The 24,553-nt window shown below is 66.0% G+C and carries 25 protein-coding genes; 10 read left to right on the forward strand and 15 right to left on the reverse strand.

Features of this window, described 5'->3' with window-relative positions:
* The 5 genes from ABNS06_RS02495 to ABNS06_RS02515 form a co-directional block, all read left to right on the forward strand.
* On the forward strand, positions 1 to 279 hold a 279-nt coding region (locus tag ABNS06_RS02495), incomplete at its 5' end, for a hypothetical protein (protein WP_348672385.1).
* Positions 269 to 2,383 (forward strand): Ig-like domain-containing protein, encoded by a 2,115-nt coding sequence (locus tag ABNS06_RS02500; protein ID WP_348672386.1) that lies wholly within the window; start codon positions 269 to 271, stop codon positions 2,381 to 2,383. The genes ABNS06_RS02495 and ABNS06_RS02500, both read left to right, overlap by 11 nt.
* A gap of 54 nt (positions 2,384 to 2,437) precedes the next feature.
* The gene (locus ABNS06_RS02505) at positions 2,438 to 3,256 is read left to right on the forward strand and encodes a lysophospholipid acyltransferase family protein (RefSeq protein WP_348672387.1); all 819 of its coding nucleotides are present in this window, start codon (positions 2,438 to 2,440) and stop codon (positions 3,254 to 3,256) included.
* A complete protein-coding gene (locus ABNS06_RS02510; RefSeq protein ID WP_348672388.1) occupies positions 3,253 to 4,215 on the forward strand; it encodes an NAD-dependent epimerase/dehydratase family protein in 963 nt (320 codons plus the stop codon). The genes ABNS06_RS02505 and ABNS06_RS02510 overlap by 4 nt, the downstream gene beginning before the upstream one ends.
* 2 nt (positions 4,216 to 4,217) lie before the next feature.
* The gene (locus tag ABNS06_RS02515) at positions 4,218 to 5,210 is read left to right on the forward strand and encodes a hypothetical protein (RefSeq protein ID WP_348672389.1); all 993 of its coding nucleotides are present in this window, start codon (positions 4,218 to 4,220) and stop codon (positions 5,208 to 5,210) included.
* A 19-nt stretch (positions 5,211 to 5,229) separates the two neighbouring features.
* On the opposite strand, the gene ABNS06_RS02520 is transcribed toward ABNS06_RS02515, so the two are convergent.
* The gene (locus ABNS06_RS02520) at positions 5,230 to 6,009 is read right to left on the reverse strand and encodes a M48 family metallopeptidase (RefSeq protein WP_348672390.1); all 780 of its coding nucleotides are present in this window, start codon (positions 6,007 to 6,009) and stop codon (positions 5,230 to 5,232) included.
* Between the two features lie 138 nt (positions 6,010 to 6,147).
* On the opposite strand from ABNS06_RS02520, the gene ABNS06_RS02525 reads away from it, so the two are divergent.
* Both ABNS06_RS02525 and ABNS06_RS02530 read left to right on the forward strand, forming a co-directional pair.
* Positions 6,148 to 6,462: an MTH1187 family thiamine-binding protein gene (locus ABNS06_RS02525; RefSeq protein WP_348672391.1), complete on the forward strand. Its 315-nt coding sequence runs from the start codon at positions 6,148 to 6,150 to the stop codon at positions 6,460 to 6,462.
* Positions 6,463 to 6,495: 33 nt separating this feature from the next.
* The gene (locus tag ABNS06_RS02530; RefSeq protein WP_348672392.1) at positions 6,496 to 7,863 is read left to right on the forward strand and encodes a hypothetical protein; all 1,368 of its coding nucleotides are present in this window, start codon (positions 6,496 to 6,498) and stop codon (positions 7,861 to 7,863) included.
* Positions 7,864 to 7,906: 43 nt separating this feature from the next.
* On the opposite strand, the gene ABNS06_RS02535 is transcribed toward ABNS06_RS02530, so the two are convergent.
* Positions 7,907 to 8,488, reverse strand: a complete 582-nt coding sequence (locus ABNS06_RS02535) for a type II toxin-antitoxin system antitoxin SocA domain-containing protein (RefSeq protein ID WP_348672393.1) — start codon at positions 8,486 to 8,488, stop codon at positions 7,907 to 7,909.
* A 177-nt stretch (positions 8,489 to 8,665) separates the two neighbouring features.
* On the opposite strand from ABNS06_RS02535, the gene ABNS06_RS02540 reads away from it, so the two are divergent.
* On the forward strand, positions 8,666 to 9,133 hold the full coding sequence (locus ABNS06_RS02540) for an META domain-containing protein (protein ID WP_348672394.1): 468 nt from the start codon (positions 8,666 to 8,668) through the stop codon (positions 9,131 to 9,133).
* Here ABNS06_RS02540 and ABNS06_RS02545 read toward each other — a convergent pair.
* Both ABNS06_RS02545 and ABNS06_RS02550 read right to left on the reverse strand, forming a co-directional pair.
* Complete coding sequence (locus ABNS06_RS02545) at positions 9,130 to 10,314, reverse strand: VWA domain-containing protein (protein WP_348672395.1); 1,185 nt, start codon at positions 10,312 to 10,314, stop codon at positions 9,130 to 9,132. The genes ABNS06_RS02540 and ABNS06_RS02545 overlap by 4 nt on opposite strands.
* Positions 10,314 to 10,730 (reverse strand): OsmC family protein, encoded by a 417-nt coding sequence (locus tag ABNS06_RS02550; protein ID WP_348672396.1) that lies wholly within the window; start codon positions 10,728 to 10,730, stop codon positions 10,314 to 10,316. The genes ABNS06_RS02545 and ABNS06_RS02550 overlap by 1 nt, the downstream gene beginning before the upstream one ends.
* A 73-nt stretch (positions 10,731 to 10,803) precedes the next feature.
* Here ABNS06_RS02550 and ABNS06_RS02555 point away from each other — a divergent pair, with 73 nt between their 5' ends.
* Entirely contained in the window at positions 10,804 to 11,478 is a 675-nt protein-coding gene (locus ABNS06_RS02555; RefSeq protein WP_348672397.1) for a cyclic nucleotide-binding domain-containing protein, read from the forward strand.
* Here ABNS06_RS02555 and trpC read toward each other — a convergent pair.
* The 10 genes from trpC to rph form a co-directional block, all read right to left on the reverse strand.
* Positions 11,475 to 12,287: an indole-3-glycerol phosphate synthase TrpC gene (trpC, locus tag ABNS06_RS02560; RefSeq protein ID WP_348672398.1), complete on the reverse strand. Its 813-nt coding sequence runs from the start codon at positions 12,285 to 12,287 to the stop codon at positions 11,475 to 11,477. The genes ABNS06_RS02555 and trpC overlap by 4 nt on opposite strands.
* Entirely contained in the window at positions 12,284 to 13,321 is a 1,038-nt protein-coding gene (gene trpD, locus ABNS06_RS02565; protein ID WP_348672427.1) for an anthranilate phosphoribosyltransferase, read from the reverse strand. The genes trpC and trpD overlap by 4 nt, the downstream gene beginning before the upstream one ends.
* 49 nt (positions 13,322 to 13,370) lie before the next feature.
* Positions 13,371 to 14,663 (reverse strand): citrate synthase, encoded by a 1,293-nt coding sequence (locus ABNS06_RS02570; protein WP_348672399.1) that lies wholly within the window; start codon positions 14,661 to 14,663, stop codon positions 13,371 to 13,373.
* 235 nt (positions 14,664 to 14,898) lie between these two features.
* Entirely contained in the window at positions 14,899 to 16,224 is a 1,326-nt protein-coding gene (locus ABNS06_RS02575) for an adenylate/guanylate cyclase domain-containing protein (protein WP_348672400.1), read from the reverse strand.
* A 12-nt stretch (positions 16,225 to 16,236) separates the two neighbouring features.
* Positions 16,237 to 17,487 carry a malic enzyme-like NAD(P)-binding protein gene (locus tag ABNS06_RS02580; RefSeq protein WP_348672401.1) on the reverse strand — a complete coding sequence of 417 codons (1,251 nt, stop codon included), beginning with the start codon at positions 17,485 to 17,487 and terminating at the stop codon, positions 16,237 to 16,239.
* Between the two features lie 85 nt (positions 17,488 to 17,572).
* Positions 17,573 to 18,556: a MerR family transcriptional regulator gene (locus ABNS06_RS02585; RefSeq protein ID WP_348672402.1), complete on the reverse strand. Its 984-nt coding sequence runs from the start codon at positions 18,554 to 18,556 to the stop codon at positions 17,573 to 17,575.
* Positions 18,557 to 18,705: 149 nt separating this feature from the next.
* Positions 18,706 to 18,894 (reverse strand): CPXCG motif-containing cysteine-rich protein, encoded by a 189-nt coding sequence (locus ABNS06_RS02590; RefSeq protein ID WP_348672403.1) that lies wholly within the window; start codon positions 18,892 to 18,894, stop codon positions 18,706 to 18,708.
* Positions 18,895 to 18,897: 3 nt separating this feature from the next.
* Positions 18,898 to 20,028 carry a radical SAM family heme chaperone HemW gene (gene hemW / locus ABNS06_RS02595; protein WP_348672404.1) on the reverse strand — a complete coding sequence of 377 codons (1,131 nt, stop codon included), beginning with the start codon at positions 20,026 to 20,028 and terminating at the stop codon, positions 18,898 to 18,900.
* 7 nt (positions 20,029 to 20,035) lie between these two features.
* Entirely contained in the window at positions 20,036 to 20,656 is a 621-nt protein-coding gene (gene rdgB, locus ABNS06_RS02600) for an RdgB/HAM1 family non-canonical purine NTP pyrophosphatase (protein ID WP_348672405.1), read from the reverse strand.
* Between the two features lie 5 nt (positions 20,657 to 20,661).
* On the reverse strand, positions 20,662 to 21,396 hold the full coding sequence (gene rph, locus ABNS06_RS02605) for a ribonuclease PH (protein ID WP_348672406.1): 735 nt from the start codon (positions 21,394 to 21,396) through the stop codon (positions 20,662 to 20,664).
* Positions 21,397 to 21,454: 58 nt separating this feature from the next.
* On the opposite strand from rph, the gene ABNS06_RS02610 reads away from it, so the two are divergent.
* Positions 21,455 to 22,318 (forward strand): YicC/YloC family endoribonuclease, encoded by an 864-nt coding sequence (locus ABNS06_RS02610; RefSeq protein ID WP_348672407.1) that lies wholly within the window; start codon positions 21,455 to 21,457, stop codon positions 22,316 to 22,318.
* 7 nt (positions 22,319 to 22,325) lie between these two features.
* Here ABNS06_RS02610 and ABNS06_RS02615 read toward each other — a convergent pair whose 3' ends face one another.
* Positions 22,326 to 24,551, reverse strand: a complete 2,226-nt coding sequence (locus ABNS06_RS02615) for a hypothetical protein (protein WP_348672408.1) — start codon at positions 24,549 to 24,551, stop codon at positions 22,326 to 22,328.
* Positions 24,552 to 24,553: the final 2 nt, after the last annotated feature.

The raw sequence follows: 24,553 nt of genomic DNA on the forward strand, positions 1-24,553 counted from the left end.
CCCGCGGCTGAAGATGCGGCGAGTGCGGATGCCGGGACCGGGCAGGCGGCGGCGCAACGTGCCTACATCGACCCCGAAACAGGGGAATTGACGGTTCCGCCCACCGATCAGAAATCCGACGCCGCCGAGCGCGACCGTTCATCACCCAAATATTCGTTCGAGACTCGCCCGGATGGCGTGACCGTCATGCGGCCCAAGAATCCGACAAGCCGCACGCTGAATGCGGAGAAGGCCGAAGACGGGTCGCTGGAGTACGAGGAGACGGCCAATGACGACTAGGTTGTTTGTTGCGGCCGCGGCTCTCGTCGCGACCGGCGTCTTGCATGCCGCCACCATTACCATCGTTCCGACCGACCCGGCGGGCGAAGGCTTCAATGACCCGAGGCCGTTTACGTCCGTCGGCGGAAACAACGCGACAACGCTCGGCGAGGCTCGCCTCAATGTGTTTCGAGCCGCGGCGGAACAGTGGGGGGCGCTGCTGCAAAGCGATGTCGAGATCATCGTTGAGGCCAATTTCGAGCCGTTTCCGGATGAGGACTGCGACTCGAATTCCGGAACGCTGGGTGCGGCGGGCCCCAACGGTTTTCTCGCCGATTTTCCCAATGCGCCGGTTGCCGACACGTTTTACCCGATAGCACTGGCGAACGCACTGGCGGGAAGTGATCTGGATCCGGGAGTTGCCGACATTTCCGCGCAATTCAATGGCGCGGTGGATACCGACCCGAACTGCCTGAGCGGCACGCAGTTCTACTACGGCTTCGATCACAACGCCCAGGGCGATCTGGATTTCTACAACGTCGTGATGCACGAGTTCGGTCACGGGCTTGGCTTCTTCTCCGGGATTGACGAGGACGGTGCCAACCTGGCCGATCCGCAGTTTCTCGCGTTTGACCGGCTCGTGTTCGACAACTCACAGAATCGTTACTGGGATGACATGGACCAGGCCCAGCGCGGACAGTCCATCGTCAACGATCGCGGCGTCGGCTTTGACGGGACCCAGTCCATCGCCGGCGCCACGGGCCAGGGCCTGAATGTCGGCAACGGCGCCGATGCGGCGGGCCGCCCGCTGCTGTTCACGCCGGATCCCTTCGATACCGGCTCCAGCGGCAGTCACTGGGACACGCAGGCCACGCCCAGTCTGCTGATGGAGCCATTCGCCTCCTCCGACGTGGCGAGCAACGCCGGCGTGGACATGACCACCTGCCTGTTCGATGACATCGGCTGGACGCTGGCCGCGGGCGTCGGCTGCCCGGATGCTCACGCCGCGGACACGCCTCCGGAGATCAGCGCGATCTCCGACCAGGTCATTCAGTCCGGACAGTCCACTGGCGCGGTGAATTTCACCGTGACCGACAATTCGCGCTCCACGCCGGACAGCATGCTGACCTTGTCCGCGCTGACCGACAATCCGGCGTTGGTGCCGGTTCAGAATGTCGTCTTCACGGGCAATACCGGCGCTCGCGCCGTCGAGGTGACGCCGGACGGTGTGAATGCTGGTCGCGCGGATATAACAGTGATTGTCTCGGATGGGTTGTTTACTGCACGAACCTCTTTCGAAGCGGAGGTCATCGGTGCGAATGGCGATCGCCCGCCTCGGGCCCAGACCGATGGATTCAGCGTGCTGTCCACGGCCACGCTGAGCGGGAACGTGCTGGTCGACAACGGATCGGGCGCCGATTCCGATGCCGACGGTGATTCGCTGACCGTGGTTGCCCTGGAGGGCGCCGCCGGCAACGTCGGGACATCCGTGACGACGCCCGGTGGTTCGGCCCTGCAAGTCGACGGCAACGGCGCGCTGGCCTACACCCCTGGAGGCGATATCGCCGACCTGCCGCCGTCCCAGCAGCAGACGGAGGAGTTCAGCTACACCATCAGCGATGGTCAGGGCGGGACCGATGTCGGCACCATCAGGATCATCGTGACCGGAGACCCTGGAACGGACCTGCACGCCGACAGGCGACAGGGCGCCACCGACATCGATGTCGGGGCCACGGTGTCCACGACCGAGGGGACGATCAACACCTCCGGCGACCTGGATTACTTCGAGTTCTTCCTGTCCGAGCGCTCTGATGTCCGCCTGGAGACCACTGGCGACACGGATACCTATGGCACCTTGCTGGACAGCTTCGGTGTGCTGATCACCGAGAACGACGACATCGTGCTGGGTGTCGAGCGCAACTTCCGCATTGAAACCACGCTGGATCGGGGTACGTACTACCTGGAGATCAGGGGCTTCGATCAGTCCGTGACGGGCGCGTATGTGCTGGAGGCACAGGCCACCCCGAACACCTCCGGCGGCGGTGGTTCCGATGGTGGCGGTTCCGGTGCCTGGACGTTGGCTCTGCTCCCGCTTATCTTCGGCGTGCGGCGACGACGCAGGTGATTGTGCCCGGGCCGCGACTGGAGACCGTGTGCGAACGGAGGATAGACGCAGCCCATGGCGATTAGCCAATGGTTGGCCGACCATCTGGTCGGCCCGGACACTCGCGAAACCGTTGACCGGTTCGAGAAGACGCTCGGGTCGTTCGGATTCGATCCGTGGGGTTACAACCGTTCGACGGCCGCGCTGACGCTGGCTGGCGCAGGCTGGCTATACGATCACTATTTTCGCGTGACCGCCGAGGGGCTGGAGAACATCCCCGCGAGTGGCCGCGTGATGATGGTGCCGAACCACAGTGGCCAGTTGCCGCTGGACGGCGTCATGCTCGGCGTGGCGATGGCCCGCAATCCCGCGGGCCCGCGGGCACCCCGGGCGATGATCGAGCGCTTCTTCCCGACGGTGCCGTTCCTGGGCAACTTCATGAACGGGCTGGGCGCGGTGGTCGGTGACCCCGTCAACTGCGGTGCGATGCTGGAGCACGAGGAGGCGATCATCGTGTTTCCGGAAGGCATCCGCGGCTCCGGGAAGGTCTGGCACAAGCGCTACCAGCTGCAACGTTTCGGTGCCGGCTTCATGCACCTGGCGATGCGCTATCGCACGCCCATCGTTCCTGTTGGCATTGTCGGGTGCGAGGAGACCATGCCGTCGTTTTCCGATCTCAAGCCCATCGCCCATCGGCTGGGTCTGCCGTACATCCCGCTCGGTCCGCTGTTCCCGCTGCCCGCCCGCGTCAGCCTGCATATCGGCAAGCCGATGGTGTTCGAAGACAACTGCGAACACGAGTACGACATCGAGCCCAGGATCGAGCAGGTCAAGGCAGCGATTCACGAGCTGATCCAGCGGGGGCTGAGCCAGCGGACGTCGATCTACCGATGAGTCCGTCGCGCATCAAGCCCAAGACGATCCTGGTCACCGGCGCCGGTGGTTCGCTGGGCCGGCGCGTGATGGCGCGCCTGATGGACCGCCATCAGGTCATCGCCGTGGATTTTCGCCATGCGGTTCACACCGATGCGCATATTCCGAGCTATCAGGTGGATCTGCGCAAGCGCCGGTTCGAGGACATCTTCCGGGATCACGCCATCGACGGGGTGATCCACCTCGGTCGCATCCTGACCAACGAGTACAGCCGGTTCCGTCGCTACAACGACAACGTGCTGGGTACACGCCGCCTGTTCGACCTGGCGGAGAAGTACAACGTGGGCAAGGTCGTCGTGCATTCCACGCACTTCGTCTACGGGGCGGATGCCTACAACCCGGCGCCGCTGCGCGAGACGGCGCCGCTCAAGGCCAGCGAACTGACCATGGACCTGGTCGACGCGGTGGAACTCGAAAACCTCGCCCAGATCTACCTTTGGCGGAGCCCCAAGCTGCACATCACGATTCTCCGGCCGTGCAACATCGTGGGTCCGGGCGTGCGCAATTCCATGTCGAGACTGCTGTCGCGACGGCTTGCGCCGGCCCTGATCGGCTTTTCTCCGATCATGCAGTTTCTGCATGTCGAGGACATGGCCGACGCAGTCGTGGCGGCCTTCGAGCGGAGGGGCAAGGGCGTCTTCAACGTCGCACCGAGCGACTGGGTCGCCTATCAGGACTTTCTGCGGGCCTGCGACTGCCGCATCCTGCCACTGCCGTCGCTGCCCCCCTCCCTGCCCCGGCGCATCGCGGAAAGCATGGGCTGGAGCTCCTTCCCGCCCTACCTGATCAACTTCTTCAAGTATCCGGTCGTGCTCGACGGCAGCGCGTTCGCCAGCGCCTACCGCTGGCAGCCGCAGTATTCGCTGGCGGATATCAGCGCCTACTACCGCTCCAAGAAGCATCGCCCGGTGGACGCGTAGACGTGCGCGGGCGCCGGGGTTTGCATGGTTGCGGTGGTCTCGCGCTGGCTTGCGTGGCCGGCATCTGGCTGACGGGATGCGTGGATGACTGGCTGGGGCATCCCGGACGTGCGTCGCAGACGCCCCGGGCCGCCGACTGGGCCATGAGCGAACCCGCCAGGGAGCTGCTCGCCGAGACCTTCGCCGACATGCCGGATCACATTGTCGACCATGGCGCCTACCTCGTGCGTCGGCAGCCCGATTCGGGCTGGTTCGCCAGGCTTCGGGCCGCCATCTGGGCGGACGCGACCGGCGTGAGCGATTCGACGCGATGGCGGCCCGCCTACGTGGATCGACTGCGGGCGCTGACCGATCTGCCGTCTCGCGACATCGAACTGGTGGTGTTGACCGAGCAAACCGATGACAGCGCGGGATGGCCGGCGCGGTGGATACCGGTGGCGCAGGGCCCCGTCGGCAAGGACCGATGGATTCATGGCCTGACGCTCGCCGGCGGCGATCCGGAGCCGGACCGGTTGTGGATCGATCTGACCCCGCTGGAGGATCCGGGGCCGGCGCTGAAGCTCGCGGCATCGCACGCCGCAGCCGGACAGATGGTGTTCCTGCTGGGCTGTCTGCGGGCCGATGTCGAGCGCTGGCAGGCCTGTCTGCGCACGTTACGCGCCTCGGAGCAGCAGGAACGCCTGTACATCCTGGTCGACGGTCTTGGGCGTCCTGACACCGTATCGGCCCTGCTCAACGGCCTGTTGCAGCAGGTCGACCTGTTCGATCGGTTGCGCTACGCCAGCGCCTACCCCTATCCGGCGATCAACACCAACATCTGGCTGGACGAACTGGTCTGGGCCGGCTTCATCGAGCGGGATGATGTGGCGCCGCTGCGCGAGCTGTACGCCTACAACCCCTGGCTGTTCGATCTCGCGCTCAAGCGGCGGCTGCGGCTGCCCGGCACCGAGATCGCGCTGACGCCCGAGGTATTCGGTCCGGTCACCGGCGAGTAGGACCGTATCGGCGCGGTGGTCAGCCGCAATTCGGTCGCTTGCCGGCGCGTTTGGCCTGTTCGTACAGCGGCATCGCGACCTGCAGGCGCTTGGACAGGTCGCTGATGCGGGTCTGGTGCGAGGGGTGCGTGGAGAGAAACTCGGGCGGATTGCCGCCACCTGACTTGCCCATGTTCTGCCACAGCGGGATGCTCGCGCGCGGGTCGAACCCGGCCTTGGCCATCAGGTCCAGTCCCAGCAGGTCGGCCTCGGATTCCTGGGTTCGCGAGAACGGCAGCAGCACGCCGACCTGAGCGCCGAGTCCGAGCAGGCCGAAGAGCTGCTGCTTGGCCGGCGTGGGTTCCCCCGCCGCCACCTGGGCGAGCTGCAGGCCGGCGCTGGCGATGTAGCTGGTCGACACGCGCTCATTGGCGTGATTGGCGAGCACGTGCGCCACTTCGTGACCGATGACGGTGGCGAGCTGGTCCTGGTTCTCGGCGATGTCGAGCAGCCCCGTGTGCACGCCGATCTTGCCGCCGGGCAACGCGAAGGCGTTGGCCGAGTCATCCTTGAATACCTGTACTTCCCAGGGGCGCTGGTCCGGCAGCTCGGCCGTGATCGCCCGGGCAACACAGGTCACATAGCCGTTGGTCCGGCTCGATGTTTCCAGCGGCTGCTCTTGTTTCATGTCCTGGAACGCGGCGGCGCCCATTTCCGCCATCTGCGACTCCGGAAACAGCTGGAGTTGCGAGCGCCCCAGCGGCGAGGTGGCGCAGGCGGTGATCAGGGCGGTCAGGGTCAGGATGAGCAGGCGCTGCATGGGACGTGACTCCGAAAGATGAACCGGCATTATCGCTCAGACCACGTCGGGCGGTTTCCGCTCCCCGCCGCCGACGGATTGTGGGCGGTGGGACGGCCTGTCAGGCTGGCCGGCTTCAACGGTCGAAGGAGTGGTCGCATGCATGTCAGTGTTGAAATCTGCCTGGTCCCGATCGGCGTCGGAGTGTCCGTGTCACCCTACGTCGCCACCTGCCAGCGTGTGCTGCGGCAGGCGGGGCTGGATCCGCAGATGCACGCCTATGGCACCAACGTGGAAGGGGACTGGGACGTGGTGATGAACGCGCTCAAGGCCTGTCACGAGGCCGTGCACGACGAGGGTGCGCCAAGGATATTCACGACGCTGAAGGTCGGCACCCGAACCGACCGGCCCCAGACCCTGGCCGACAAGATTCACAGCGTTCAGTCCAGGCTTGCGTCCACACCCGACGCGTAGGATCATACCAATCGGTATGTAAAGGGGTGCGTGATGCGATCAACCATCGCAGCCATGGTCGTGGCGTCGTCGGTCTGGGGAGTGGCGAGCGCCGCGGATGGAGACATCTACACCACACTGGAGCTGGAGCTTCGCGAATTTCCACAGGAACCCGAGCTCCCCGAGCGGCCCGACCGGCAAAGCTCAACCGCGCTGACGGTGGAATTCTTCCGGGAGTGGAATCGCGGTGACCAGTTGCTGTCCGGTGTCATTTTCGGTCGCGTGGATTCCGATGACGATGAGCGTACGCATGCCGACATTCGCGAGCTGAGCTTCGTCCACGCCGCGCGTGACTACGAGGTTCGGCTGGGGATTCGCAAGGTGTTCTGGGGCGTGACCGAGTCACGCCATCTGGTTGACGTCATCAACCAGATCGACTTTGTCGAGGACATCGACAACGAGGACAAGCTCGGCCAGCCGATGGTCAATGTCGCATGGATCTCGGATTTCGGAACCTGGGATCTGTTCTGGCTGCCGGTCTTTCGTGAGCGGACCTTCCCCGGCGAGGATGGCCGCCCCGCTTTTCCGCTGAACATCAACCAGAACGCCGCGCGCTACGACTCCCATCGCGGCGATGATCACGATGACTTTGCGTTCCGCTGGCGGCATACGCTGGGCTCGGTCGACATCGGGTTGAGCGCATTCAAGGGGACCGCGCGGGACCCGCGGCTGGTGCCCTGTCTGCGCCAGGGCAGCGGGTTCGACGGGACCGGGACGCAGGCCAATTGTGACCTGATGTCGGTGATCACCGATCCGATGCTGACCGGTCTGGCGCCGCTGGATGCGGTGCTGGTCATGCTGGCGCAGCAGGCCGGTCTGGCGCCCACCGACGAGGAGTTCGAGCAGGAGGTGCGCGCGTCGCTGGAGTTGATCCCGCATTACGACCAGATCGAGCAGTACGCGCTGGATGCGCAGTGGATTCTGGGCGCCACCGCGCTGAAGCTGGAGGCGACCCGCCGTCGGCAGCTGGGTGAGTGGACGACGGCATTCGTGTCGGGTTTCGAGCACACGCTCTACGGCATCTTCGGTTCGTCAGTCGATCTCGGCCTGCTGTCCGAGTATCTCTACGACCAGCGATTCGCCGAGACTCAGGACCTGTTCGACCGCGAAGTCTTCGTGGGCACGCGTTTCGCTTTCAACGACGTGGCCGGTACCGCGATTCTCGCCGGAGCGATTCGCAGTCTCGATGAGACGACGGTGGGGTATCTGCTCGAGGCCGAGCGCCGCATCGGCTCGTCATTCAAGGTGTCATTGCAGGCCCGGGCGCTGAGCAACGTGCCCGATTCGGTTCCCGAGCAGTCGTTCAGCTCGGCGCTGGCGCAGGAAGACACCATCAGCCTCATCGTTCAGGCGTTCTTCTAGGCTGAAACGGCGTTGCTCCGGCGATGATGCCGGCCGGGGCGGATCAGGCCGAGGTCACGCCGTCGCGGTTGGGGGTGACCAGGATGCGCTGCGTGTCCTTGACCGACTTCGCCGACGTGACCTTGCGGTTGCGCTCGGCGAGCTGGCGGAACCAGAGCCGGATGGTTTCGTTCGGAATCTTCACGGCGTCGGTGTTGCGATCCGGATCGTTCCAGAGCAGATCCCAGGGCCCGCCCTGCTCGCGGGTGACCAGTGACAGGTCATACCCGGAGAGTTTGCCGTAGGCCTTCCAGGTTATGTTCAGCACGCGTCGCGTACTTTCATCGGCAGCCTGGGGGTGCGGTGTCAGTTCGATCATCTTGCCGGAGGCGGGGTCATTGCGGCGAACGACCAGTGGCTCGAGCACCCGCTTGGTTCCGCTGAGATGTTCTTGCAGGGTGGCGACGCGGGGGCCGTCCACCGTGGCGACGATATGACCATCCACCAGTGATTTGCCCACCATCGCCAGATGCCAGCCGTGGGCGCAATAGGTCAATTCATGCAGCTTCGGCGGGTTCAGATCACGCAATCGCTCACTGGCCGCCTGGGCGATGAAATAGTTGGCAACGGCAACGGCCTCAAGCATTGCGCTCGGCTCGGTGGGGGGTACGGTCGAGCGTTCAGTGAACGCCAACCGGCGTCGTTTTGCAAGGACAACGGGCGCGGCCGGCTTTCGTATACTGCCCGCCGAAGAGAGTCGGGCATCGGGCCGCCCCCGGCCGGACTCCAGTTGACTGACCCGAGGAGCAGGATGGACAAGCACATGACCAGGAAATCTCACCGACCCACACGGTCTCGTCATGGCCTTCGCGGGCTGCCTGCCCTGCTGGCGGCGCTGGTCTCGCTGGCCGCCTGTGCGACGCCGGTCGCCGACACGCCGGTCATCAGTCTGACGAGCACGCCGTGGATGCTGGTGTCGCTGGCCGGTACCTCGATCGATACCCAGGCCCGTCCGGCAACCCTGGTGCTGGAGGCCGGCAACGAGCGGATCCATGGCCACGCCGGTTGCAATCGTCTGTCCGGAAGCTATGCCCTCGACGAGGGGCAACTGGAATTCTCGCGTCTGATCACGACAAAAATGGCCTGCGCTCAGGGGATGGAGCAGGAACAGGCCTTCATCGCGGCCCTGGCGGCGACGGCAACCTATCGATTGGAACAGGGGCGTCTGACGCTGCTCAACGCCGACGGCGATGTGCTGGCGGTGCTGATGGCCGAACCCAGCGTGGGTTAGCGCGCTCGAGTCAGATGCCGCATGGCGTCTTCCAGACCCTGGATCGTCAGCGGGAACATGCGGTCGTCGAAAATGGTGCGCGTCATCGCCACCGATGGTGCGTATTCCCAGTGTGACTCCGGTTCGGGATTGAGCCACACGGCCTTGGGGAAGTGGTCGAGCAGGCGCCGTGCCCAGACTTCGCCGGATTCCTCGTTCCAGTGTTCGACACTGCCGCCCGGATAGGCGATCTCGTAGGGACTCATCGTCGCGTCGCCGACGAAGATGATCTTGTAGTCGGGTCCGTAGGTGCGGATGACCTCGCGCGTTGGTGTCTTTTCCGAGCGTCGCCGCAGGTTGTCCTTCCACACCGACTCGTAGAGAAAGTTGTGGAAGTAGAAATACTCCATGTGCTTGAACTCGGTGCGCGCGGCCGAGAACAATTCCTCGCAGAGCTTGACGTGCGGGTCCATGGAGCCGCCCACGTCGAAGAACAGCAGGACCTTCACGGCGTTATGGCGCTCGGGCACCATGCGGATGTCCAGCATCCCGCCGTTCTTGGCCGTGGAGCGGATCGTGTCACCCAGGTCGAGCTGGTCGGCCGCGCCCTCGCGCGCGAAGCGGCGCAGCCGCCGCAACGCCATCTTGATGTTGCGCGTGCCCAGCTCGCGGCTGTCATCCAGGTTGGCGAACTCGCGCTTGTCCCAGACCTTGACCGCCGAGCGGTTGCGCCCGCCCTGCTGGCCGATGCGCACCCCCTCGGGATTGAAGCCGTAGGCGCCGAACGGTGACGTGCCGGCCGTGCCGATCCACTTGTTGCCACCCTGGTGGCGCTTTTCCTGCTCCTCGAGACGCTTGCGCAACTCTTCCATCAATTTCTCGAAGCCGCCCATTGCCTCGATCTTGGCCTTGTCCTCGTCGGTCAGGTGCAGTTCGGCCTGCTTGCGCAGCCAGTCTTCCGGAATCTCCGCGAACAAATCCTCGGTCAGCGCTTCCACGCCATGCCAGTAGGCGGCGAAGATCTGATCGAAGCGGTCGTACTTGGTCTCGTCCTTGACCAGGGCCGCCCGTGACAGCACGTAAAAGTCGTCGATGCTGTAGATCACGACCTGGCGCTTGAGCGCCTCCAGCAGGGTCAGGAACTCGGTGACAGTGGGCTTGAGACCACCTTCACGCAGGGCAAAGAAGAAAGACAGGAGCATCAGACCGACCGGATCTCGTGATCGTGGGTGATGTTCACGCTGGCCTGCAGCATCAGCGACGCCGAGCAGTATTTCTCCGCCGACAGCTGGACCGCGCGCGCGACATGACGCTCGGCGAGATCACGGCCTTCCACGATGAATCGCAGGTGAATGTCGGTGAAGACCTGCGGAATGGTCTCGGCCCGGGTTCCGCTGATCTCCACTGAACAGTCGGTCACGTCCTGCCGCGCCTTGCGTAGAATGAGCATCACGTCCATGGCGCTGCAGCTGCCCACACCAAGCAGCATCAGTTCCATGGGGCGCATTCCGAGGTTGCGTCCACCGACCTCGGGCGAGCCGTCGATGACGATGGCGTGTCCGCTTCCGGACTCGCCAACCCAGGTGACACCCTCCGAAAGTTTTAGGCGGGCTGACATCACGTTTACAGTCATGGCGTTATGATACTGATCATGAACGGACGGGGAGCGGCGGAATGACCGCTGAACAGGAATGACCAGCTTGCACCAGCTGGACGAAGGGAGCGAGGCCGCCATCCAGGCGTTCCACATGGCGGCCCATCGCAGGCACTACCCGAAGAATCACACGATTCTTCACGAAGGGGATGCGCCGGACTCGCTTTATCTGATTCTCGAGGGCTCGGTCAGCATCATCTTCGAGGACGAGGATGGTCGCGAGATGGTCCTGGCCTACCTGAACCCCGGCGACTTCTTCGGCGAGATGAGCCTGTTCCCGGAAATGGAGTCGCGCAGCGCCATCGCGCGCACGCGCAAGCCGACGGTGGTGTCGGAACTGGGCTTTCAGCCGTTCCGTGAGCTGGCGCACAAATATCCTGATCTGATGTTCGTGCTGGGTCACCAGCTCGCCAAGCGGCTGCGGGACACCACGCGCCGCGCCGCCGATCTGGCGTTCGTCGATGTCGCCGGTCGCATCGCCCGCACCCTGCTGACCCTGACCGACGATCCCGGTCATGAAGTCGTCGAGGACGGCCGCGTTGTCCGCATCAGCCGCCAGGAACTGGCGCGCATCGTCGGTTGCTCGCGCGAAATGGCGGGTCGGGTGCTCAAGTCGCTGGAGGAGGACGGCATCGTGCGGGTGAAGGGACGCGCGATTTTCGTTCCGGAGGACACCCGGGATTCGCTCGGGGCGGGGTCGGCCGAGGCCTAGCCTGCGCGCAAGGGCGCGTCGAGCAGTGTGGCGAGTGCCTCACCCGGGTCCTCGGCGCGCATCAGCGATTCCCCGATCAGAAAGGCGTGAACGTCCGCCGCCTGCATTCTCTCGATGTCATTGCGGTCGTGAATGCCGCTTTCCGTGACCAGGACGCGATCCGCCGGCACCGATGCCCGCAGGGTCAGTGTGGTTTGCAGGTCGACGTCGAAGCTGCGCAGGTTGCGGTTGTTGACGCCCAACAGTGGGCACAGCTCGGCTGGCAGGCGCAGCGCGCGTTCCAGTTCGGCGCCGTCGTGGACCTCGATCAGGGTGTCCATGCCCAGTTCCAGCGCTGATTCCGCCAGCGTGCACAGACTGGCGTCGTCCAGTGCCGCGACGATCAGCAGCACGCAGTCCGCCCCCCAGGCGCGTGCCTCCAGCACCTGGTAGGGGTCGATGATGAAGTCCTTGCGGATGACCGGCAGGCCGGCGGACCGGGCCTGCACCAGATAGTCCGGCGCACCCTGGAAATAGTTCACGTCGGTGAGCACGGACAAACAGGTCGCGCCCCCTGCCGCGTAGCGATGGGCCAGCCAGGTGGGGTCGAAATCCGGGCGAATCAGGCCTTTGCTGGGCGATGCCTTCTTCAGTTCGGCGATCACGGCGGGTTGGCGTGTCTCCACGCGTGCCCGCATCGCGTCGGCGAAGCCGCGTGGCGGCTCGGCCTCGACCGCACGTCGGCGCAGCGTGTCATGCGACGTGCGCGACTGCGCCGCGGCCACCTCGTCACGCTTGGTGGCCAGGATGCGATCGAGGATGTCGCTCATGGGTTCGGGGATAGCGACTGCGAAAGCGACGCGAGCTTTTCCAGCGTCTTCAGCGCGGTGCCGGCCGTCAGCACTTCCCGCGCGCGGTTCACGCCATCGGCCAGCGTGCTGGTGAGCCCGGCGACATAAATGCCGGCTCCGGCGTTCAGCGCGATCATGTCGGCGACCGAGCCCGCGCGGCCGCCCAGCGCCTGACGGATCATCGTGTAGCTCTCGTCGGCCGAGGCCGCGCGTAGCGGTTGCAGGCTGTGAGCGGTCACCCCGAAGGTGGCGGGCTCGATGCTGTAGGTGCGCACCTCGCCCATGCGCAGCTCCGCGACATGGGTCGGCTCCACCGGACTGATCTCGTCCAGGCCATCCTGCCCGTGCACCACCATCACATGTTCGCTGCCCAGGCGTTGCATGACCTCGGCGATCGGTGCGCACCATGCGCTGGAGAACACGCCGATCACCTGACAGGGCGCGCTGGCCGGATTGGTCAACGGGCCGAGCAGATTGAACACGGTGCGTACGCCCAGTTCGCGACGGGGGCCGATCGCGTGCTTCATCGCAGAGTGGTACCCCGGGGCGAACATGAACCCCACGCCGAGCTCGTCCACGCAGCGCGCGACCGCCTCGGGGCCGAGATCGACCCTGACCCCCGCGGCCTCCAGCACGTCGGCGCTGCCGAACTGGCTGGAGACGGAGCGGTTGCCATGCTTGGCGACATGGCCACCGGCGGCCGCCACCACCATCGCCGCCGCGGTGGAGACGTTGAAGATGCCGCTGGCATCGCCGCCCGTTCCGCAGGTGTCGACCAGGTGGGCCCGGGCGGACTCCGGCAGCGTGACCGGTGTGGCAAGCTCGCGCATGACCGATGCCGCTGCCGCGATTTCGCTGACCGTCTCGCCCTTGCAGCGCAGGGCGATCAGGAAGCCGGCAACCTGAGCGGGTGTGAACTCACCCTGCATGATGCCGCGCATGGTCGCGGTCATGACCTCCGGCGTGAGGTCACGGGCGTCCAGCAACTGTTCCAGAACAGCTTTCATGGTGATGAGCGCGCGAATCCCGGATTCCGGGATTCGCGAATTGGTGGATGTGTTCCTAACGGCCGGCGATATCGGTGTACGGACGTTCCGTCGCGCCGGTGTAGATCTGGCGGGGGCGACCGATGCGCATGCCCGGATCGGAGATCATCTCCAGGTAGTGGGCGACCCAGCCGACCGTGCGGCCGATGGCGAACATCGGCGTGAACATGTTGGTCGGGATGCCGATGGCCTTGTAGATGATGCCGCTGTAGAAATCGACGTTCGGATAGAGCTTGCGCTCGACGAAGTACTCGTCCTTCAGCGCGATCTCCTCCAGCTTCATCGCCAGTTCCAGCATGCCGTCGGCGTCGCCGCCGTAGGCATTGAGCACCTTGTGGCAGTGCTCGCGGATCACGGTCGCGCGCGGGTCGAAGTTCTTGTACACGCGGTGGCCGAAGCCCATCAGCCGGAAGGGGTCGTTCTTGTCCTTGGCCTTGGCGATGAACTTGTCGACGTTGTCGGCGCTGCCAATGGCCGACAGCTGCTTGAGCACGGCTTCATTCGCGCCGCCGTGCGCCGGTCCCCAGAGGGCGGCGATGCCCGAGGAGATGGCCGCGTAGGGGTTGCAGCCGGTGGAGCCGGCCAGGCGTACCGTCGACGTGGACGCGTTCTGCTCGTGGTCGGCATGCAGGATCAGCAGCACGTCCAGGGCTTCCGCGGCGACCGGGTCAACCTCGTATTCCTCGGCGGGCACCGCGAACATCATCCGCAGGAAGTTCGAGCTGTAGTCCAGGTCGTTCTTCGGGTAAATCATCGGCTGGCCGATGGAGTACTTGTAGGCCGCCGCCGCAATGGTCGGGATCTTGGCGATCATGCGCCGCGCGAAGATCTTGCGGTGCTCCGGATCGGCCGTGTTCGTGGTGTCGTGATAAAACGCCGACAGGCCACTGACGATGGACGACAGCATCGCCATCGGGTGCGCGTCGTAGTGGAAGCCGGTGAAGAAGCGCTTGAGCGATTCGTTGAGCATGGTGTGCATGCGAATCGCGTCGTTGAACTCGTCGTATTCCGCCTTGGTCGGCAACTCGCCGTTGAGCAGCAGGTAGCAGACTTCCATGTAGTTGGACTTCTGCGCCAGCTCGTCGGCGCGGTAGCCGCGGTAGAGCAGCTGGCCCTTTTCGCCATCGATGAAGGTGATGGCGGATTCGCAGGAGCAGGTGGAGGTGAAGCCGGGGTCGAAGGTGAAGCCTCCGGTGCTCGCATACAGCTTGCGGACGTCCACCGCCGGCGGGCCCATCGTGCCCTCGACCTGCGGGAGTTCGACTGAACTGCCGTCGGGGCTCGTAACTGTATACGGATCGCTGCTCATGCTTGTGTTACTCCCAGTCGGTCCCGCTGGCCAGGCCATCATCCCCCCGAGGAATCGCGGCGGTGGCGATGTCATCTCTCCCGTGCAAGCCGACGGAGAGAAGTCGCTGGCGTCCCGTGACGTGAGTTGAGTTGAAAATGTTCAGGCGCGTGATGCCGGACGCCGCAACAACCGATCGTTCAGTGAATCGACGATCGTCGGCCGCTCCGGGCATGACCGAGCCCTTGGGAAATCGTTAGCGCCCAATAGTTTCCCCGCTCGCACCGACGGTTTGCAAGCGCAGGGCGCAAATGGGAACCGGTCGCGGGAATCCTTTCAGTGTCTCGGGTGGCTGGTCGACGGCGGTCCAGTGGCCCCCGCCACCGGCTTCGTCGCGGGTTCGGGTGTCGGCGAGAATCTCGCCGTCGGCGGCGCGGTTGCACAGCCGTGCGGCGAGCACGACCGGGTTCCCCACCGCACCGTATTCGAGGCGGCCCGCGCCCCGTAGCGCGCCAACCGTGACCCTGCCGGTCGCCAGGCCGATGCCGAGTCCGACCCGGGGTGCGTGACCGTCGCGGATCAGCATGTCGCGAACCGCGGATTGCAGCGTGAAGGCGAGTTCGATGCCTCGGCGCGCGTGATGCGTGACCTGAAACGGCGCGCCGACCAGGATCACGACGCCATCGCCGGCATGGTCCTTGACCGTGCCGCCATGCGCCCGTGCCGCGTCCCCGACGGCCTGATAGAACGACTCCAGCAAACCGAAGATCTCGTCCGATGCCCGCTCTCGCGCGTAGGCGGAAAATCCGCGCAGATCGGCGACCACGACGGTGAGCACGGTGCGCCGTCGCTCCAGCAGATGGTCGAGGCCGTGGGCGCGGACTTCCTGGGCGACCTGCGGTGACAGGAACTGGCCCATGAAATCTCCGCGGCGGCCGAGAATCGTCAGATAGCGCACCGAGGATGCCGACAGGATCACCAGCCCGACCGCGACGAGATAGGGCTCCACCCAGTGGCTGAAGACCAGCGCGCCGATGAGGAATGGCGTGGCCATGTACAGCATCCGCAGGCGCAGCGCGTCGGTGGAATCCAGCCGCGTCGTGAGCAGCAGCACGATGGCGATGCCGGCCGCCGTCAGCGCGGAGCCCAGCACCGGCGCGAAGATGGCGAACTCGATGCCGCGCACCTTGATCAGGCCGCCGGCGTCGGATGTGGCCTGCTCCGGGGCGATCAGCACGTAGCCCGCGGACAGTCCCATCAGCACCACGGTCAGCAGCTGGGAGACGCGGAACAGCCAGTGCGCGGCCACACCGCGTCGCCCGCGCGCGGAGCGGCCGATGCGACGCCCCCACTCCATGCCGGCGAGGATGGCCGAGGATTCCAGCACTTCGCCGACCAGGGTCCAGAAGACGCGTCCGGCGGTGGCCACCGCCGGTTCCAGCGCCTGCAGCAGCCCGATGATGACCAGGCACAGCGCCAGCGCGCGGTTGATGCGGTCGGCGGGGTCGGTCAGCCAGCTCGCCAGCCCCATTCCGATCGCCAGGATGGCGACGACCAGATGGGCCGCATCCCCCAGGGGCATGGGTGGGCGGCCCTAGCGCTTGGGATAGTGCGGAGGGTAATCCGCGCGGGCGGCGCCGGAATCCACGGCCGCCGCGGCCACTGCTGGCGAGACGTAGTCCGACAGGCGCGGGTCCAGCGGTGTCGGGAGAATGTAGTTCGGGCCGAAGCTCAGGTCGGGGGCGTCGTAGGCGTCCTTGACGACCTCCGGTACCGGCTGGCGCGCCAGTTCCGCGATGGCGTGCACGGCCGCGATCTGCATGTCGTGGTTGATCGAGCGCGAGCGCACGTCGAGCGCGCCACGGAACAGGAACGGGAAGCACAGGACGTTGTTGACCTGATTCGGATAGTCGCTGCGACCGGTTGCCATGATCAGGTCGTCCCGCACCGCGTGCGCCTCTTCCGGGAGGATTTCCGGTGTCGGATTGGCCAGCGCGAACACGACCGGCTTCGGCGCCATGGCACGCACCATGTCCTGGGAGACCAGGCCCGGGCCGGAGACGCCGATGAACACGTCGGCGCCGGACATGGCGTCGTCCAGCGTGCGCAGGTCGGTGTCGATCGCGAACTGCTGCTTCTGCGGGTTGAGATCCGTGCGTCCGGTGTGCACCACACCCTTGCTGTCGCACATGACGATGTTGCCCGGCGCGGCCCCCAGGGATTGCAGCAGCTTCATCGAGGCGATCCCGGCGGCGCCAGCGCCGACGCAGACGATACGGACACTGTCCAGCGACTTGCCCTGGTATTCCAGCGCGTTGAGCAGCCCGGCGCAGATGATGATCGCCGTGCCGTGCTGGTCATCGTGGAACACCGGGATATCCAGTGTCTCGCTCAGCACCTTCTCGACATGGAAGCAGTCGGGCGCGGCGATATCCTCCAGGTTGATACCGCCGAAGGTCGGCGCGATGCGCTGCACGGTCGTGATGAAATCATCCGCGTCCGGGGCATCGACCTCGATGTCGAACACGTCGACATTGGCGAATTTCTTGAACAGCACCGCCTTGCCTTCCATCACCGGCTTGGCGGCCAGCGGACCCGTGCGGCCCAGGCCCAGCACCGCGGTTCCGTTGGTGATCACCGCGACCAGATTGCCCTTGGACGTGTACTTGAACGCGTCATCCGGGTTCTTCTCGATCTCGATCACCGGTTCCGCCACGCCCGGCGAGTACGCCAGCGACAGCTCGCTGGGAGTGGTGAACGGCTTGGTAATCGCAATCCCGAGTTTTCCCGGCCGTGGTTTGGCGTGGTAGTCCAGCGCTGCTTGGCGCCTGTCGGGCTTGTTCATGTCCAGATCGTATGCCGGAAAAACGGGTGGCGATTATGAGGCCCCGATCCGGCAGGCGCCAACATGGCGGCGCCTGCGTGCCTCCCTAGCGCAGTTGCGACAAGTCGATCTTTTCGTGATCCACGACTCGCTTGAGCGCCGCTTCCATGGTGGATCGGGCGTGGGCGGTGGCGCCCCGCAGCATGGCGTGGATCGCGGCGTCCTCGGTGGAGCGGTCCTCGCAGAGCTGCGAGTACCGCTCGAACGCGCTCAGCGAGATCAGCAGCTCCGCCAGGTGGCGCGGGCATTCGCAGCTGACGCTGGTCTGCATCAACGCCAGCGTCACCAGCTCCTTCTTGGTGAACATCTGCGGCGGAATGGGTTCGGACAGGTAGTCGCCGGGCTGTTCGTCGGGCGCCAGCCAGTACTTGCGGGTGAGCAGCACGTGACGAAGCATTTCGGCGTCGATGGGCTCGCGGAGAATCAGCAATCCCAGGTCGCGAATGGCGGCCAGATCGGATTGGCGGGCGTAGCTGTAGACGATGATCACGGCGGTCAGGCTGGCGTCATCGCGCCAGATGGCCAGATCGTTCGCCAGCGATCGAGTGACCTGCTCGGTCTCGACCACCGCGATCGCGTTCGAGTGGCCGGGCAGCTGCGCCTTGCGGGCGTCCGCTGGCGTGGCATAGCTGGCATGGATGGTATAGCCGGGCAGATCGACCTCGCCGAGGCGTTCGGCCAGTGTCGGCCCGATCAGCAGCAAGGGCGCCAGTCCCGTCCGTCGCCGCCGGGCGAGGCCGCGGTTGGGCATGGACGCCAGCGACTCGATGCGAGCCGGCAGCAGCGTCTTGCCCAGTGATGCGATGTAGCCGATGGAATCGCCGGCGTCGATCAGGGAGCGAACCTGTCCCAGATACTCGATGTCCTGTTGCGAATACAGACGCGTGCCGGTCTCGTCCCGGGCTGGCTTCACCAGCCCGTAGCGACGTTCCCAGACACGAATCGTGTTGGCGGGAATGCCGGTTGCGCGTTCAACGGCCCCAATGCGGAAAGCCTGGTCGTTGTCGACCACATCTGCGGTGTCGTTCATGATCCGAACACTCCTCGTACTGTTCGATCGCGAGCCGGGGCGCCGACGGGCGATGCGTTGGACAAACCATGTACAGGGTGTTCGTTGCCGTGATCCGATTGGATGCACGGGCTTGGGGAAGCGTCGTGAAAGTGCTCCGCCCGGTTCGCTCAGTGATTCTCGACGTCGACCTGGAGCGTATAGCCATCTCCTGACTCATCGACGCGCACGACGATCGGCTGACAGCAGACGAAGCAGTCCTCGACGTATTCCTGCGAGCCGCCCGTATGGTCGACCAGCAGGCTGATCGGTTCCCCGCAGTAGGGACAGTGGGTGCGATGTTCGGTGAGCGCTTCCATCGCTCAGAACCCGGCCAGCACGGTGTCGAGATGTCGCCGGCCCAGCTCGGTCGGGCGGATGTGCTGAGCCGTCCGCTCCAGCGTGCCGACGCTCAGGGCCGCATCCAGCCCCGGTTGCAGGGCCTGGAGACCCAGGCCGGTGGCGGCCTCGAACTGCGGGATCGTGAAGCCCTCGTTGAGTCGCAGAGCGTTCATCAGAAACTCCAGCGTGCGGTCCTGCGGCTCAATGTAACGCGTTTGCTCCAGCGCGTCGGCCGTGCCTGCGGCTGCGATGTAGGCGCCGGGTCGTCGGATGCGCGCTCTGCGCTGCCAGCCGACCATGCCATGCGCGCCGGCTCCGACTCCCAGATAGTCGTCAAAGCACCAGTAGGTGCGGTTGTGGCGGCATTGCCGGCCCGGTCGCGCGTAGGCGGAGACCTCGTATTGCAGGTACCCGGCATCGGCCAGTCGCGCTTGTCCGGCTTCCCAGATCGCGATGGCCGTGTCCTCGGCGGGCAGAGGCGGCGGGCGCCGCGCGAACGCCGTGCCAGGCTCCAGCGTCAACTGGTACCAGGACAGGTGCTCCGGTGCCAGGCCGATGCCGCGATCCAGGTCGGCCAGGGCCTGCTCCAGGTCCTGTTCCGGCAGCGCGAACATCAGATCGATATTGATGTTGTCGAAGCCGGCGGTGCGCGCCTGCCCGAATGCCCGCGCCGCGACCTCGGCGGAGTGAATTCGGCCCAGGCGTCGCAGATGGGCATCGTCAAAGCTTTGAACGCCGATGGACAGTCGGTTGACCCCGGCGGCCCGGTAGCCGGCGAATCGCTCGGCGTCGCTGGCGCCCGGGTTGGCTTCCAGCGTGATTTCGGCATCGGGTGTCAGGCCGAACAGTTCATCGGCCGCTTGCAGCACGCGGGCGATGGCGGCGGGCGAGAACAGACTGGGCGTGCCGCCTCCGAAGAACACACTGCTGATCCGCCTGGGTGACGCGATCGCATCACGCTCGAAGCGCAGGTCCCGCAGCAGCGCGTCGGTGTAGCCGGGCTCGTCGATGCGGCGGCCGTTCAGGCCATGCGAGTTGAAATCGCAATACGGGCACTTGGCGACGCACCAGGGCAGGTGCACATAAAGCCCGAGCGGGCGTTCGGCCGCCATGGTGACGCTATCCCCGCAGCGGCTCGATCCGCAGTTGCGTGACCAGTGCCTGCACAGCCTGGCCGCGGTGGCTCATCCGGTTCTTGTCCTCCGCGGGCAGCTCCGCCGCGGTGCGCTGCTCGCCCACCGGCAGGAACAGCGGGTCGTAGCCGAATCCCTGCGTGCCTCGCGCCTCGGTCATGATGCGTCCGGGCCAGACACCCTGGGCGATCAGCGGTGCCGGGTCGGAGGCATGGCGCAGGCACACGCAGACGCAGCGGAACCGGGCCTGGCGCTGCCGCTGCCCGTCGAGCGCCTGCAGCAGGGCGGCGTTGTTGGCGGCATCGTCGCCATGCTCGCCCGCGTAGCGGGCCGAGCGCACGCCCGGAGCGCCACCCAGCGCAGCCACTTCCAGGCCGCTGTCGTCGGCGATGGCCGGCAGCCCGGTGGCCGCGGCCGCGGCGCGGGCCTTGATGATCGCGTTCTCGATGAAGGTCTCGCCGGTTTCCGGCGGCTGCTCGAAATCGAACTCCGACTGCGGACGTACCCGGTATCCCAGTGGCGCCAGCATCGCCTGCATTTCCCTGACCTTGCCGGCATTGCCGGTGGCCAGCACGACGGTCACTGGCGATGGCGTGGTATCGGTCATCGGCGTCAGCCGCTGGCCAGAGCCGCCTGCTGGGCGGCGACCAGTTCCGCGATACCGTCGCCGGCCAGTCCCAGCAGAGCGTTGAGCTCGTCGCGATGAAAGGCATGGCCCTCGGCCGTTCCCTGAACCTCGATGAAGCCGCCGGCGTCGTTCATGACGACGTTCATGTCGGTCTCTGCGGTGGAATCTTCCGCGTAGTCCAGGTCCAGCACCGGGGTGCCGCCGCAGATGCCCACCGAGACCGCGGCCACGTGGCCGTGGATCGGGTCGCGCTTGAGCTGACGCCGGGCGAGCAGGCCGTTGACGGCGTCGACCAGCGCCACGTAGGCACCGGTGATCGCGGCCGTCCGGGTGCCGCCGTCGGCCTGGATGACATCGCAATCCAGCGTGATCTGGCGTTGCCCCAGGGCTTCCAGATCGACCACGGCGCGCAGGCTGCGACCGATCAGGCGCTGGATCTCCTGGGTGCGGCCCGACTGCTTGCCCCGGGCGGCCTCGCGGCCCATGCGTTCGTGGGTGGAGCGCGGCAGCATGCCGTATTCGGCGGTAACCCAGCCGCGGTTCTCGTTGCGCAGCCACGGTGGCACGCGCTCATCCACCGAGGCGGTGCACAGCACACGGGTGTCGCCGAAGCTCACGAGTACCGAGCCTTCGGCGTGCTTGGTGAATTGACGGGTGATGGTGACGTTGCGCAGCTGGTTGGCCGCGCGCCCGCTGGGGCGTTGGTAGGTGTCGTTCATGGGCGCGGAGTATACCGACCGGTTCCGAAGTGATGGTCCGGCTGCGATACTCGCGCCCATGATCAAGAGCATGACCGGATTCGCCCGGTATCAGACCACCGGAGCCTGGGGGCAGCTCGTCTGGGAGCTGCGCACCGTCAACCATCGCTATCTGGACGTGAGCTTTCGCGTGCCGGAGCCCATGCGGGCGCTGGAATCGGAGTTCCGCAGCCGCATCGGCCAGCGGGTCGCGCGCGGCAAGTGCGAGGCCTCGCTCAAGCTGGACCTCTCCGCGACCGAGCAGGGCCGACTGGATATCGACACCGACCGGCTGCACGCCCTGGCTGGCGGCATCCGGCAGGTATCGGAGGCGCTGGACGTGCACGCGCCCGACCCGCTGCGCGTGCTCGCCTGGCCCGGGGTGGTCCGCCAGGTCGAGGTGGATCAGGAGGTCCTGAACGCCGCCGCGCTGGAAGCGCTGGATGATGGTCTCGACGCGCTGGCCGAGGCTAGACAGCGTGAGGGTGAGAAGATCGATGCCATGCTGCGCGAACGCGCCGACGGCATCGACGCCCTGGTCGTGCAGGTGACCGAGCGGTTACCGGCACTGCGGGGCGAATGGGAAACGCGATTGCGCGAGCGGCTGGCCGAGTACAGGACCGAACTGGACGAGACCCGGGTCGAGCAGGAATTCCTGCTGCTGCTGAACCGGACCGACGCGGCCGAGGAACTGGACCGCCTGAAGGCGCATGTGCAGGAAATTCGCGCCATTCTCAAGCGCAAGGAACCGGTGGGCCGTCGCCTGGATTTCCTGATTCAGGAGCTCAACCGTGAGGCGAACACGCTGGGTTCCAAGTCACAGGACACCGAAGTCACCCGAGCGGCGGTCGAGCTGAAGGTGCTGATCGAGCAGATGCGCGAACAGGTGCAGAACGTCGAATAGCCGCCGGTCAGTGCTGACCGGCCAGCGTGGTCCGCGGCATCGTCGCCTCGAAATCCCCCACGTGGTAACGGTGGCATAGCGAGCAGTCGGCGCCAGCCTGGTCCGGCTGATGGCAGTCCAGGCAGACCGCCTTGTTCAGCGGCGCGAAGTTGCTGGCGAAGTTGTGCGGGTCCCGATCGTCGAAGCTGTCCGCGTACGGGGCCTCGTTGTCGATCTGGTGGCAGGTCTCGCAGCCGGCGTCGCCCAGCAGGCTGAAATGCGTGCTGTGATCGAATTCGGTGAAGTGGTGTTCGGTCGGGGCCACCCGCTTGCCCTGCCACTGCGCCGTGGTGGCGCCGGAGGCATCAACGTCCAGGCTGTGGCACTGGGTGCAGGCGCCGGGGGTTCGCGGGTCCAGCCAGTCTTCCATGCCCTGCTGGCGGGTGGCGAGTTCCGTCCATGAGCGCAGGACGGGGTCGGCATGGCCGGCCGGGCGATAGCGCAGATGGAATTCGTCCAGATACCAGCCGCCCAGCGCCATCCGCTCCTCGTCGGACTTGGTCACGACCTCGGGCTCCGAGTCCTCGGGTTCCGGATCGGCGAAGGGGTCGCCGATGTCGTCGCCGCCTCCGAAGATGTCGCCCCCGAACAGATCACCGCCGTCATCGCCGGAATCCTCCGCGAACAGGTCGCCGAAGCCCTCGTCGCCGTCATCGGAGAACAGCGCGTCGAATTCGTCGTCATCGACCGCGTCGCCGCCCTCGTCGTCCGCCGCGTCATCGTCGGATGGCGGCCGCAGCGCCTCTGTGGCGGGCGCGCTGCCCGACGCCCGCGCCTCGATCTCGGTGTCCAGCATCGGGAACCACCGTGTCTGCGCCGCATCGACCAGTGTCGCCGGCAGCAGGCCGGTCAGTCGCCGTTGTTCGTCCGCGCTCAGCGTGCGTCCCATCGCCGCTTCCAGGCGCGTGACCAGCGCCTGACTGCCGTCGGACTGGATGGCATGCACCAGCGCCTTGAACTGCCAGGCCAGTTCGGACGCGGCGGCGCGCGCTTCCGCGGACGCGGATTCCAGGTCCAGCAGGTCGACATCGGCCAGCGTGTCGCGAATGTCGGCATAGGCGGGATCGCCGGACAGCAGCAGTTCGGTCATCGGCGTCAGGTCGCCGTCGGCGAACTCCGGCCACTGGCCGATGTTCTCGACCAGGGTCAGATCAAGTCCGGGAACGGACAGTCCCGCGACGCCCTTGGGCCCGGCCAGCGCATCGCCGGCGATGTCGCCGGCGTGACAGGCGCCGCAGCTCTGATCGAAGTCGCGGACTTCCATGGTCCGGCCGTCCGCCGCCGTCGTATGGCAGTCGGAGCAACTGGATGGTGCCTGCTCCGCCTCATCACTGAAATGCTTGCCCAGATGACTGGCGTGATCGAAGACGATCCGGGTCCTGCGGTCATAGGGGTAGTCGGTGAAATCGGGGTGCCCGCTGTTGAAGCTGACGAAGCGCTGGCTGTGGCAGACCTGACACTGGCTGTCCGCGACGTCGCGCAGGTCCGCATCCACGCCCTTGTGTTCCTCGTGACAGCTGCCACAGGCGATCGGCGCCGATGGCGTCGTGAACAAGGCCCGATTCAGCTCGACCGGCCACGGTCCCAGCGAGCCCGATTGCTGATCGTCCACCGCTGGCAGCGTGGCGAGGCTATGCGGCGACAACGGCGCATCCCCGACATCGTGACAGTTCAGGCAGGCGTGCCTGGTATCGGACGGGAACTCGGGATGCTGGCCGAATGCGGCCGCGAGCCAGCCGGAGGCGCTGTCGCCCGGTGCGTTGTGGCAGGCCGAGCAGTCGGCGACGGTGGAATGGACGGCTGACAGATGGCCGGGCTGCACCATGTCCCCGGCCCAGATGCCGGCCACGCCGAGAATGATCAGCCCGAGCGTGGCCGCGATCGTGCTGCGCACCACGAGCTTGCGGCGATAACGCCAGCTGCGTCGCGGCCGGCACGGCGGCGTGATGCAGCCACAGCTTCCGTCGGACTGCGGTCCGGCGTCGCAGGGGCCACCGTGCAGCGGCCCGCGCGTGCAACGCCAGCGATCGCCGTCGCGGGCTGGTGCGCACTGCGGTCCGGCGCCGCAGCGCCCCTTGGGATCAGGGCCGCTCAGGCAGCATTCGCCGTCGGCCAGGCGTCCGCAGACCCATTTCTGATTCGGGCGGTGGTAGGGGCTGGAGCGGTAGTCGAATCCCTGAAGCCGTTCGGTCACGT

This window comes from uncultured Abyssibacter sp. (assembly GCF_964000955.1).
Taxonomy (GTDB): Bacteria; Pseudomonadota; Gammaproteobacteria; order Nevskiales; family OUC007; genus Abyssibacter.